Annotated in this window: 11 protein-coding genes and 1 pseudogene; 6 read left to right on the top strand and 6 right to left on the bottom strand. The window is 64.3% G+C overall.

What is annotated here, in order from left to right; all coding sequences use genetic code 11:
• Position 1 precedes the first annotated feature (1 nt).
• On the top strand, positions 2 to 664 hold the full coding sequence (locus tag EAH75_RS18800) for a nitrous oxide reductase accessory protein NosL (protein WP_140806502.1): 663 nt from the start codon (positions 2 to 4) through the stop codon (positions 662 to 664).
• A 15-nt stretch (positions 665 to 679) separates the two neighbouring features.
• Positions 680 to 883 carry a twin-arginine translocase TatA/TatE family subunit gene (gene tatA / locus EAH75_RS18805; protein WP_140806503.1) on the top strand — a complete coding sequence of 68 codons (204 nt, stop codon included), beginning with the start codon at positions 680 to 682 and terminating at the stop codon, positions 881 to 883.
• 69 nt (positions 884 to 952) lie between these two features.
• Here the strand turns inward: tatA and dapE are convergent, their stop codons facing one another.
• The 4 genes from dapE to dapD form a co-directional block, all read right to left on the bottom strand.
• Positions 953 to 2,092, bottom strand: coding sequence for a succinyl-diaminopimelate desuccinylase (gene dapE, locus EAH75_RS18810; RefSeq protein ID WP_140654641.1), 1,140 nt, complete (start codon positions 2,090 to 2,092; stop codon positions 953 to 955).
• A 74-nt stretch (positions 2,093 to 2,166) separates the two neighbouring features.
• Positions 2,167 to 2,658, bottom strand: a complete 492-nt coding sequence (locus EAH75_RS18815; RefSeq protein WP_241668995.1) for a DUF2165 family protein — start codon at positions 2,656 to 2,658, stop codon at positions 2,167 to 2,169.
• A gap of 7 nt (positions 2,659 to 2,665) precedes the next feature.
• Positions 2,666 to 3,022, bottom strand: a complete 357-nt coding sequence (locus EAH75_RS18820; protein ID WP_140654645.1) for a Spx/MgsR family RNA polymerase-binding regulatory protein — start codon at positions 3,020 to 3,022, stop codon at positions 2,666 to 2,668.
• Positions 3,019 to 3,846, bottom strand: a complete 828-nt coding sequence (dapD, locus tag EAH75_RS18825; RefSeq protein WP_140806505.1) for a 2,3,4,5-tetrahydropyridine-2,6-dicarboxylate N-succinyltransferase — start codon at positions 3,844 to 3,846, stop codon at positions 3,019 to 3,021. The genes EAH75_RS18820 and dapD overlap by 4 nt, the downstream gene beginning before the upstream one ends.
• A 237-nt stretch (positions 3,847 to 4,083) precedes the next feature.
• On the opposite strand from dapD, the gene EAH75_RS18830 reads away from it, so the two are divergent.
• The 4 genes from EAH75_RS18830 to tssA all read left to right on the top strand — a co-directional run bounded on the left by EAH75_RS18830 (position 4,084) and on the right by tssA (position 6,853).
• Entirely contained in the window at positions 4,084 to 4,638 is a 555-nt protein-coding gene (locus tag EAH75_RS18830; protein WP_140654649.1) for an NADPH-dependent FMN reductase, read from the top strand.
• Positions 4,639 to 4,820: 182 nt separating this feature from the next.
• Positions 4,821 to 5,108, top strand: a complete 288-nt coding sequence (locus tag EAH75_RS18835) for a hypothetical protein (protein WP_140654651.1) — start codon at positions 4,821 to 4,823, stop codon at positions 5,106 to 5,108.
• A 110-nt stretch (positions 5,109 to 5,218) separates the two neighbouring features.
• Positions 5,219 to 5,536, top strand: coding sequence for a hypothetical protein (locus EAH75_RS18840; RefSeq protein WP_140654653.1), 318 nt, complete (start codon positions 5,219 to 5,221; stop codon positions 5,534 to 5,536).
• 288 nt (positions 5,537 to 5,824) lie between these two features.
• Entirely contained in the window at positions 5,825 to 6,853 is a 1,029-nt protein-coding gene (gene tssA, locus EAH75_RS18845) for a type VI secretion system protein TssA (RefSeq protein WP_140654690.1), read from the top strand.
• Between the two features lie 33 nt (positions 6,854 to 6,886).
• Here tssA and EAH75_RS18850 read toward each other — a convergent pair whose 3' ends face one another.
• Both EAH75_RS18850 and EAH75_RS19680 read right to left on the bottom strand, forming a co-directional pair.
• The gene (locus tag EAH75_RS18850) at positions 6,887 to 8,005 is read right to left on the bottom strand and encodes a hypothetical protein (protein WP_140806506.1); all 1,119 of its coding nucleotides are present in this window, start codon (positions 8,003 to 8,005) and stop codon (positions 6,887 to 6,889) included.
• Positions 8,002 to 11,896: pseudogene (locus EAH75_RS19680) on the bottom strand (S-layer family protein); the annotation flags it as partial. The pseudogene EAH75_RS19680 and the gene EAH75_RS18850, both read right to left, overlap by 4 nt.

Genomic DNA, 11,896 nt, shown 5'->3' on the forward strand with positions numbered 1-11,896 from the left:
CATGATGACCCTTTCCGCGATGAGCTTCCGTGCGGTGGCGCTGGCCCTCGCCCTGGCCCTGTTCGCCGGCTGCGACGGCAACCCCGCCCCCGCGCAGCATGCCGTCGACATCCATCCGGACGACACCTGCGCGGTGTGCGGCATGTACCTTGACGGCTCGCCCGGTCCGCGCGCGGAGGCTTGGGTGACCGGCCGCGTCAAGCCGTTGATGTTCGACTCCACCCGCGACTTCTTCGCCTACGTGCTGCAACCGGAGAACCAGGCCGACCTGCAGGAACTGTTCGTGCAGGACAGCGCGCGCATCGACTGGCAGCAGCCCGCCCACGCCGCGATCAGTTTCATCGATGCGCGCCGCTCGTCCTACGTGGCCTGGCAGCCGCTCCCCGGCTCGATGGGACCGACCCTGGCGCCGTTCGCCACCCGCGCTGCGGCGGCGGCCTTCATCCGCGAGCATGGCGGTGCCGTGCTCGGTTTCGACGAGATCACGCCGGCGCTGGTGGCCACACTGGACTATCGGTGCCCCTCCCAGGTGGCCGCAGCCAGCGGCCACGATTCACAATGCCTTGCCGGACCCACGGCATCCGCCGGTCTGCCGGCAAGCCCGCACCTGCCATTTCCGCCGGCGCTGCCCGAACGGTCGGCCCGCACTTCCCCACAGCCGTAACAGGAAATCCGGAGCATGCCTGGACTGAACAGCTTTTCGCACTGGACCGTGCTGCTCGTACTGGTATTGCTGGTTTTCGGCACCGGCAAGCTGCGCAACGCCGGCCGCGACCTGGGCAGCGCCATCGCCGATTTCCGCAAGGGACTCAAGGACGCCCAATCGGACGACACCGCACTACGGATGGTTCGGCCGGATGTCGACGGCAAGCAGCAACCCTGATGCGCTGATCCATTTGACGCGGACACCGCGACAGCGGCCTGCAGCCGCCGACCAAGGGACCACGCCCGGTCAGGTCTCGACCAGCAGACGCTCGCAAACGGTGCGGTAGAGTTGCGGCAACTGCTCCAGTTCCTCCAGCGCCACGCATTCGTCGACCTTGTGGATAGTCGCGTTGACCGGACCGATCTCCACCACTTCTGCACCCATCGGCGCCAAGAAGCGGCCGTCGGAGGTGCCTCCGCCGGTGCTTTGTTCGGGGTCGATGCCGCACAGTTCGCGACAGATCGCCACTACGGTTTCGCGCAACACGCCGCCGGGCGGAGTCAGGAACGGTTCGCCGGAAAGGTTCCAGTCCAGTGCGAAGTCCAGGCCGTGTCGTTGCAGGATGGTTTCGGTACGTGCGCGCAGGTCTTCCGCGCGGCTGGCGGTGCAGTAGCGGAAGTTGATCCACGCAGTGAGCTCGCCGGGAATCACGTTGTTGGCGCCGGTGCCGGCGTTGAGGTTGGAGACCTGGAACGAGGTGGGTGGGAAATCACTGTTGCCTTCGTCCCAGCGCTCGGCGGCCAGTTCCGCCAGTGCAGGGGCGAACGCGTGGATCGGGTTCAGCGCTTTCTCCGGGTAGGCCACGTGGCCCTGCACTCCGCGCACCACGAGCGAGCCGGACAGCGAGCCGCGGCGGCCCACGCGGATCAGGTCGCCAAGTTTCTCTTTCGCTGATGGTTCACCGACCACGCACCAGTCGATGCGCTCGCCGCTGGCGCGCAAGTGCTCGACCACGCGGCGCACGCCGTCGAGATTGGTCGGACCTTCCTCGTCGCTGGTCAACAGCAGGCCGACCCGGCCACGATGATCCGGATGCGCAGCCACGAACTGCTCCAGCGCCACCACCATCGCTGCCACCGAGCCCTTCATGTCGGCGGCGCCGCGGCCGTATAGACGTCCATCGCGGATGGTCGGCTCGAACGGCGGACTTTGCCACGTCGCTTCCGGCCCGCTCGGCACGACGTCGGTATGGCCGAGAAAGACCAGGGTTGGCCCGCCGCTGCCGTGGGTCGCCCACAGGTTGTCGACTTCCCCATAACGCAGATGTTCGACGCGAAACCCCACGCGAACCAGCCGTTCGCCGATGAGGGGCAGGCAGCCGGCATCGACCGGCGTCACCGAGCGGCGGCGGATCAGCTCACAAGCGAGTTCGAGCACATCGGACATGGTGGATGACCACGAGGCAGTAATGGACGCAAGCGTAGCAACGGAATCGGTACACCGGCGAACCGGGCCCGACCTCACTCATCGAGTTCGTCTTCGCGCTGGCCCAGATGGATCAATGCGGCGAAAAGCACCACGACGAAGCGGAATGCACTCGCCAGCCCGTTCCACGAAGTGGACATCCACATGCCGAACCATTCGCCCCCGATCGCCATGAAGCCGGCCAGCCAGAGCAGCAGGCCGAGCGTGAGGCCGGCTATGACGAGGTGCTTGGCCCGATGGAACATCGCCGCCGACGAACAGCGCGCGGACCACATGCGCCATGCGCCGGTCCCGCATAGCACGGCAGCCAGCGTTTCGGTGGCGATGATCAGCACATAGGCCGCGTGCTGCAACAACGGCGAATGGATCGCACGGTAATGAATACTGGCGTCGGGAAAGATCGAATCCATTGCCAGCACGTGCTGCACGAAGGCCAGGTTGCTGCCGTAGTCGGTGATGTTGCCGAACGCGACCAGCGCCAGCCACAACGCGATCGCCGCCATCAGCAGAATTTTGGAAAGCCGCATCGGCATCTCAGCGCCCGAACAGTTTCTTGAAGCCGTTGTCGGTGAAGCCGACGCTCACCGAGCCATCGGGCAGCACCGCCACCGGGCGGCGGATCAGCGCGGGGTATTCCTTCAGCAACAGCGTCCACTCCGGATCGCTGCCGGGGCTCTTGCGCTGTGGCAGCAGGTTACGCCAGGTCGTCGACGATTTATTGACCAGTTTGTCCCAGCCGCCGAGCTTCGCCGCCCAGTCCTTCAGCGTGGCCGCCGGTACCGGGTTCGCGCGGTAGTCGACGAAGTCGTGCACCACCTCGAAGCGGGCGAGCCAGTTGCGCGCCTTCCTGCAGGTGTCGCAATTCGGCAGTCCATAAACGACGGGATTCATTCGCCGCTCCGCAACAGTTCGTTGATGCTGGTCTTGCTGCGCGTCTTCTCATCCACCTGCTTGACGATGATCGCGGCGTACAGACTGTGACTGCCGTCCTTCGCCGGCAGGCTGCCGGACACCACCACGCTGCCGGCCGGTACACGGCCATAGCCCACTTCGCCGGTGGCGCGGTTGTAGATGCGGGTGGACTGGCCGAGGAATACGCCCATGCCGATCACGCTGCCGCGCTCCACCACCACGCCCTCGACCACTTCCGAACGCGCACCGATGAAGCAGTTGTCCTCGATGATGGTGGGGTTGGCCTGCAGCGGCTCCAGCACGCCGCCGATACCGACGCCGCCGGACAGGTGCACGCCCGCACCGATCTGTGCGCAGGAGCCGACCGTGGCCCAGGTGTCGATCATGCTGCCGGCACCGACGTACGCGCCGATGTTGACGTAGCTGGGCATCAGCACCGCATCTTTTGCGATGTGAGCGCCCCGACGCACCAGCGCACCCGGTACCACGCGCGCGCCGAGCTGCTGCAGTTCGGCATCGTTGCCGTGGGCGAAGCGCAGCGGCACCTTGTCGAACGCCAGCGCCGGGCCACCATCGACCACCTGGTTGTCGCTGATGTGGAAATACAGCAGCACCGCTTTCTTGATCCACTGGTTCACGGTCCAGCCGCCACGGCCGTCCGGTTCGGCAACACGGCGCTCACCCGATTCCAGCAGCTCGATGACCTGACTGACGGCAGGTCGCAGATGGGTCTCTATTTCGGTCTGGGTCAGCGCGTTGCGACGCTCGAAGGCGTCGTCGATCAGGGTTTCAATGGCTTGCATGGGACTCGTTCGCTGGGTCGGGTCGATGGGAAGGCGGTGCCGCCGGGGGCTGGCTACAAAGAGTACACGCTGCGGTAGTCGGTGCCTCTCCAGCGTGACGAATTCATCCGTCTTTAACGCACTCCGGCGATACATTGCCGGGCCGATGGTGGCGGGCGCGAGGCCCGCTACAGCATGGGCCGCGTCTTCACAATCAGCGAGCCGCGAGCTCTTCCCCACCCTGCCAAGGAGCCGGAAATGAATCAGTTGAAGATCGCCGTTTTTGTCGGAAGCCTGCGTGTGGATTCATTCAACCGCCGGCTCGCTCGGGCGGTGGAGAAACTCGCGCCTGCCGAGTTCGCGTTCAGGCATATCCAGATCAACGATCTGCCGTTGTATTCACAGGATTTCGACGCAGCATATCCAGCCGTGGCGACCCGGTTGAAGAAGGACGTCGAGTCGGCCGATGCGCTGCTGTTTGTCACGCCAGAATACAACCGGTCGGTTCCCGGCGTGCTGAAGAACGCGATCGACATCGCCTCGCGCCCATGGGGCACCAACTCGTTCGCCGGCAAGCCGGGCGCAGTGATTGGCACCTCGATCGGCTCGACCGGCTCGGCGCTGGCGCAGCAACACCTGCGCAATATCCTGGCCTATCTCGACGTGCCGATGCTGGCCCAGCCGGAGGTGTTCGTCCACTTCAAGGATGAACTCATCGCCGACGACGGGACCGTCAGCAACGAAGGCACAAGGAAATTCCTGCAGGGCTTCGTGGACAACTATGTCGCCTGGGTGAGGCGTTTCGTGCGCTGAAAGAATCGGGTCGGGCCGCTGAATGGAGCAGGGCAGCCGGTTCGCCGTTCACCGCTTCGAGACGATGGGTATGCCCACCATGCGTCGTCCGCTTGCGCCGCGAAAGCCTGGTACGGTTTGTCCGCTCCCTTCGCCGCCGCGTCGCGAGATCCGTCCCGCCCACCCGCCACAGGGATCGCATCATGCGCGAACAAATCAGCGAAGGATTCATGGTTTTCGTCTCCGATGGCGACGAGGGCATTGGCTCCGTACGGGAAATCCGCCACGGCTTGCCCGAACTGGTCATCTACATCGAGAATGCCGGCGACTTCGTGGTGCCGATTTCGGCCGTCAAGGCGGTACATTCGGACAAGGTCGTATTGAACTTCGACCGCCTGGATCTTCGTTTGCGCGATGCGATCCGTCACGCACGCGACTCGGAAGATTCCAACTACGCGCCGCCCGCGTCAACGGAAGAAGAAGAGGAATAGCCTGGAGTTGAATCCATCGTCGGCAAATCATGTCCCGCCATGAAACTCGCCGGAATCCGGGTTTGACCGGAAGAGGCATCGGTCTTTGAACTGAAGTTATCTGGATAAGCATGGTTGGAAAAGACGAGGCAAGGCTGAACCGTCAACTTGATCGTATCCAGCAGGAGCTTCCCGTCGGGCTCAGCCGTTGTATCCGCTGGTTGCGGGAGCCTTCATCCCGTTGGGTTCGCATCCCGGCAGGCATCACCCTGATCGTGGGAGGCATTTTCAGCATCCTGCCCGTGCTCGGCTTGTGGATGCTGCCGCTCGGTCTGCTGCTGCTTGCCCAGGACATGCCTTTCCTGCAACGCCCGATCCGGCGGGGTTTGCTGTGGGCTGAGCGACGATGGGTTCGCTGGAAGCGATCGCGTCCAAGGCAGGCCTCATGACACGCGGGAATGAGCGACCTGGCGGTATCCATCCCACGCCCATCTTGTCGATCGAGCCCGTAATGTCCTTGCACTGCTTCGCCGCTATCGATCTGCGGGTAGGCCGCATTTCATCAGCCGGCATCATTATCGCGACAATCTGCAGCTCCTGATCAGTGGCCGTCGCCCAGAATTGCCAGCAATATTCTCGCCGGCAATGCGAAGTGCATTTGAATCAGTCTGGTGGCTGGTTTTGCGTCAATAATTTGTGATAATGCGGGAATCACTCCTGGAAGGCGGTGCAAACCCATGACGCAATATAATCTTGAGTCTTTGTTGGCACCGATCGGAGACGACTCCCCAGCGGGAGATGATCTGGAATACGATCCGGAGTTTCTCGCGCTCGAGCGCGCCGCCGCACCGAAAACCGAGCGTGCGATAGGCGACAACGTCAAGGCCGCCGAAGAACCCGACTGGGACAAGGTCGTGGAGCTGGCCGAGACCGTGCTGGGACGATCCAAGGACATGCGCGCGGCTGTCCACCTCACCACCGCGTGGATGCGCACTTCGGGCATGCCCGGCTGGAACGCCGGCCTTGGTCTGATCCGCGGGCTGCTGGAGCATTTCTGGGATACGCTGCATCCGCAACTGGATGCCGAAGACGACAACGATCCCACGATGCGGGTCAATTCAGTGGTGCCACTCGGCGATCTGCAGGGTGCGCTGCGCTATTTTCGCACCACACCTTTCGTGCAATCGCCGCGTTTGGGACGATTTGATCTACGCGCCCTGCGCATTGCCAACGGCACGTTGAAAACCACCGCATCGGATGGCGGCCCGGAGCCGTCGATGACGGAGATCGAAGCCTGTTGCATGGACTGCGCAGAGGACGAGTTGGTCGCCGTCACGACGGCCATCCGCGAGTCGCTCGAACACGCCAAGGCCATCGACGCCATTTTCAATGATCGCGTCGGTACCGCCGGCCCGGATCTCAAGAACCTCCTCGGCGATATCTACGAGTTGAAGAAGTTTCTGGAGCCGCAACTCGCACGACGCCTGCCGCAGGAAGGTTCGCCTGAGGAGGGGGGTGCCAGCGAAGACGGGGCTGGCAGCAGCCGCGCTTCCACCGGCGCAATCGCCGGCCCGCAGGATGTGATGCGCCGGCTGGACGAACTGTGCGATTACTACACCCGCAACGAGCCATCGAGCCCGGTGCCCTTGCTGCTGCGCCGTGCGCAACGCCTGGTCGGCATGGACTTCATGGATTTGCTGAAGGATCTGGCGCCCGGCGGCATCTCGGAGCTGCGGGTCGTTTCCGGCAACACCGACGACGAATAAGCTCCGACAACGCCGGAATCCGGCCTCGCCGAATCAGTACACGCCCTTGCAGCTGTTGGCCGCGGGGCGCACGAAGAGTGCGCGCACCGACGGATCCCAGCTCAACGAAAGACCGCCCGGCAGTCCGGCGGTGATGCCCGCCGAAGCGATCTGGCTGATCGGCCCGATCGACGCATTGTGGCCATCGCCGAATGTGACTTTCGCGCTGATCGCATAACTGACCGGCTCGGCGCAGCCCCGCAGCGCAATCCGTTGTGAAACCGTGCCGCTTCCGCTGACTTCCGGCATCGTCCCGGTGATTGCCGGCAAGACCTGCTCCACGACTTGGCCGCCACCAGGCGTACTACATGTCGCCGTCAGTGCGTAACTCACCGACATCTTCGCCGGTGCAGCGACCTGCAACGTGGCGACAGCCTCCGGTTGAACCGCGCAGCCCACCAGAAATGCCTTGCGCCTGGACACTACGTGCAACACGTAACTACCGGATTGAAGCTGGCTGGCGTCCGCCAATGTCAGCTCGATCCGGTTGGGCAGCACGCCGGTCACACTGGGTTGCACGTTCTGCCGTTGGCCCTGCCCGTCGGTCGCGGTGACCACCGGATCCTCGCATTGCGCATCGAACAGATTGACACCCACCAGCGCGAAGGCCGTGTCCTTGCCACTGTTGCGCAACACGAACAGCGGACGGTGATCCGGCGTTTCAACACCATTGATGACTGGCTGCAGTTTGGCCGAGCCAGTGCCACCAGCGACCAGCTCCACCGTGGTAGCCAGAGCATCGGCCATCGCGTTCGCGTCGGCATCGAGGCAACCCTTGCTTGCCTCCAGGTAGGCCTGCGTCCGCTGGACCACGGCATAGGCGCGATACGCGTTTGCCCTGGCATCCGCGGCAATGATCTCGATCGGCTTGGCTGCGTCGCTGCCCAGCGTCTTGCGCAGTGCATCGGCCAGGCTGGCAAGCCGCTGACTGGTCGCGCCAAGACTCGAATGCGGCAGGCCGGCTGCCCGGACAGCGAGGTCGTGCTGGGCTGTCTGAAGCTGATCGATGACGGTTGAGCCCGTCAGGCGCGGAGCGATCTGACCGGCAGCCGGCGTGCCGAGGCTCGGCGCAAGCAGCCAGAAAAGGATCGCACCGAGCCTGGCCACCCTCATCGGCGAGCGTTCAGCATCATGCCCACCATGCCCACGGTGTCCTCCTGGCAATCGGTCTGATCGGGCTGGTCGGGGTCGCAACCACTCTGTTGATCGGCCGGCAGGCGCACACCCGAAGGCACGATGCCGTACGACCGGTAGTTGGCGGTGATCACGCTCGGATCGATATACGAATCGCCGTGGTTGCCGTTCTGCGCACTGCCGGCTCCCGACGCGGTCGGCACGTTCACGGCAAGGCCACCACCCAGGGGCAACAGGTTGCCGCTGCTGTCTATCGCATAGAAATAGGCCGGTGGCATGCCGACATTGGCAATCGTCTGCAAGCCGGTACCCACGACATAGATCGGCGCGGAGCCCGCACCCATGCGCCCGGTCGAACCCCACACACCCATGCCGTCGTAAACCGGCGTAGTGCCGAGCTGGAACAGATCACCGTTGGTCACTGAGAGATAGAACGCCGACGTGCCGGCATTCACCGTGAACGCACTGCCAGCGACCGAGGCCAGTGTCAGCGTCTTGTTGTTGGTCATGCTGAAGCCGGCGGGCGACGAGAAGTTGCCCAGTGTGCTGACCATGTTGTTGATGCGCCGTGTGGCGCTGCCGAGCGTTGTGGTGCCTGCTGCCTGGCCGCTCAGGGTTCCGGCTGCAATGACGCCACCCGCACCCTCGCTGATCGCACCGGCCGACTTCAACGTCGTGCTGGTGCCGCTCACCGCGGCATTGATCGCCAGATCACCGGCGGTCGTCGTCAGCGCGGTACTTGCCCCGCCGCTTACCGAGCCGCCCACCGTCAGCGCCTGTGCGTTGGTCAGGCTGAAGTTCGACGCCCTGAAGCTGCCCAGCGTGCCGATATGGTTGGTGCCGTTGAGGCTCGTTGCACCGGCCGACTGGCCGTTGAGCGTGCTTGCGAAGATGCTGCCCCCTGCCCCTTCGCTGATCGCACCAGCCGACTTCAACGTGGTCGTCGTACCTGTGATCGCGCCGCTGATCACCAGGTCACCGGCGGTCGTCGTCAACGTCACGCTGGGGCCGCCATCGAGCGGCCCCACTACTGTCAAGGTCTGTGCATTGGTCAGACTGAAATCGGAAGTGAAGCTGCCGAGGATGTTGATGTGATTGTTGCCATCCAGCGTAGTGTTGCCGACCGAATGACCGGTCAACAGATTTGCCGTGATGCCGCCACCCGCGCCCTCGCTGATCGCACCGGCCGACTTCAACGTCGTGGTGGTGCCGCTGACCGCACCATCGATCGCCAGATCACCGGCTGTTGTCGTCAGCGTCGTACTCGCGCCGCCGTTGACCGGGCCGCTCACCGTTAGAGCTTGCGCGTTGGTCAGGCCGAAACCTGCTGCGCTGAAGCCGCCCAGCGTGCTGACATGGTTGATGCCGGTGAGGTTCGTTGCACCGGCCGATTGCCCGCTCAAGGTAGTCGCCGTGATGACACCACCCGCGCCTTCGCTGATCGCGCCGGCCGACTTCAGCGTCGTGGTGGCACCACTGACCGCACCGTTGATTGCCAGGTCGCCCGCTGTCGTTGTCAGCACCGTACTGACGCCGCCGTTGACCGGGCCGGTCACCGCCAGCGTCTGTGCGTTGGTCAGGCCGAAACCCGCTGCGCTGAAGCTCCCCAGCGTGCCGATGTGGTTGGCGCCGGTGAGGCTCGTTGCACCGGCCGACTGGCCGTTAAGCGTGTTTGCGGTGATGTTGCCGCCTGCGCCCTCGCTGATCGCAGCAGCCGACTTCAAGGTCGTCGTGGTGCCATTGATCGCGCCATTGATTGCCAGATTGCCTGCTGTCGTTGTCAGCACCGTGCTGGCACCGCCGCTGACCGGGCCGGTCACCGAAAGTGTCTGCGCATTGGTCAACGCGAAGCTCGTTGCACTAAAGCTGCCGAGCGTGCCGACCATGTTGGCTCCGTTGAGCGTGGTGGTGCCCACCGAACTGCCGTTCAAGGTACTCGCCGTGATGATGCCCGCGCTCTGGTTGATGTTGCCGCCGGAAACCAGCGCCACCGTGGTACCGGTGAGGTTCCGGCTCAGCGCCAGATTGTCGGCCGAGGTGAGTGCAACGACAGCGCCCTGGAGATCGGCATCTACTGCCAATGCCCCGCTGGTTGTGGTCAGGCTGATATTCCCCGAGTTGCCTGTCGTCGTCAGTGGTCCGCTTACCGTCAGCGCCTGCGCATTGGCCAGGTTGAAATTCGCCGCACTGAAGCTGCCCAGCGTACCGATCCTGTTGGCCTGATTCAGCGTCGTGCTGCCCACCGAACTGCCAGTCAACGTGCCGGCGGTGATGATGCCCGCACTCTGGTTGATGGCCGCTCCGCTGACCAGGTTCAGTGCTCCCGAGGCAGTCACATCGTTGTTCAATGTCACGCCGTCGCGCCCGGTCAACGATATGTTGGCGCCGCTCAAGGCACCGGGCGTTGTGAGTGAACCGCCATTGGAAGCCAACGTCAGATTTGCGGTACCGGTATTGATCGAGCCAGCCGGCAAGGTCAGCACACCACCGGCAATCAGGCTGACCGCGCCATTCGCGCCACCGCTCAACCCCGCAATCGCCAGATCATTGACATCCACCAGCGATACGCCGGCTCCGGTCGCTGAGACGGCACCGTGGAAATCGTTGCCGCCGTTGGTCAGTGTGATCGCGCCATTGCCTGCGTTGAGGGCACTGGTGCCGCTCACGCTCAGCGCACCGGCCTGGCTGATCGCGCCGTTGTTGCTGGTCGCATCCAGGTTGCCACCCACGCTGCCGCTGCCCAGGTTCAGCGCACCGGTGCTGATCGCGGTCAGCGCACCGGTGGTGCTGAGCGTGCCCAGAGTCAGCGCGTTCGCATCGGTGATCTGCGTGACGCCGCCGGCCAGACTCACGGCGCCGGTGAAGTTGTTGCCGCCGTTGGCCAGCGTGATGGAACCGCTGCCCGCGTTGAGGGCGCTGGTGCCGCTCACGCTCAGCGCGCCGGTCTGGCTGATCGCACCGTTGTTGCTGGTCGCCGCCAGGTTGCCCCCCACGCTGCCGCTGCCCAGGTTCAGCGCGCCGTTGCTGATCGCAGTCAGCGCGCCGGTGGTGCTGAGCGTGCCCAGGGTCAGTGCGTTCGTGTCGGTGATCTGGGTGACGCTGCCGGTCAGGCTCGCGGCGCCGGTGAAGTTGTTGCCGCCGTTGGCCAGCGTGATGGAACCGCTGCCCGCGTTGAGGGCACTGGTACCGCTCACGCTCAGTGCGCCGGTCTGGCTGATAGCACCGTTGTTGCTGGTCGCTGCCAGATTGCCACCCACACTGCCGCTGCCCAGGTTCAGCGCACCGTTGCTGATCGCGGTCAGCGCGCCGGTGGTGCTGAGCGTACCCAGAGTCAGCGCGTTCGTATCGGTGATCTGGATGATGCCGCCGGTCAGACTCACGGCACCGGTGAAGTTGTTGGCGCCGTTAGTCAGAGTGATTGCGCCGCTGCCTGCATTGAGGGCACTGGTGCCGCTCACGCTCAGCGCGCCGGTCTGGCTGATCGCACCGTTGTTACTGGTCGCATCCAGGTTGCCACCCACGCTGCCGCTGCCCAGGTTCAGCGCACCGGTGCTGATCGCGCTCAGCGCGCCGGTGCTGAGCGTACCCAGGGTCAGCGCGTTCGCATCGGTGATTTGCGTGACACCGCCGGTCAGACTCACGGCACCGGTGAAGTCGTTGCCGCCATCAGCCAGCGTGATTGCGCCGCTGCCTGCGTTTATCGTGGTGAGGCCAGTCACGGCGATGTTGCCCGCTGTCTGCGCGATCGCCGCATTCGTGCTGGTCAATGCCAGTGTGCCCAGGGCCGTTACATCGCCGCCGAGCGTCACGCCGTCGCGACCGGTCAGGCTCACATTGGTGCCATCCAACGCGCCGCTGGTCGACAACACG

This window comes from Rhodanobacter glycinis (assembly GCF_006438785.1).
Classification (GTDB): Bacteria; Pseudomonadota; Gammaproteobacteria; order Xanthomonadales; family Rhodanobacteraceae; genus Rhodanobacter; species Rhodanobacter glycinis_A.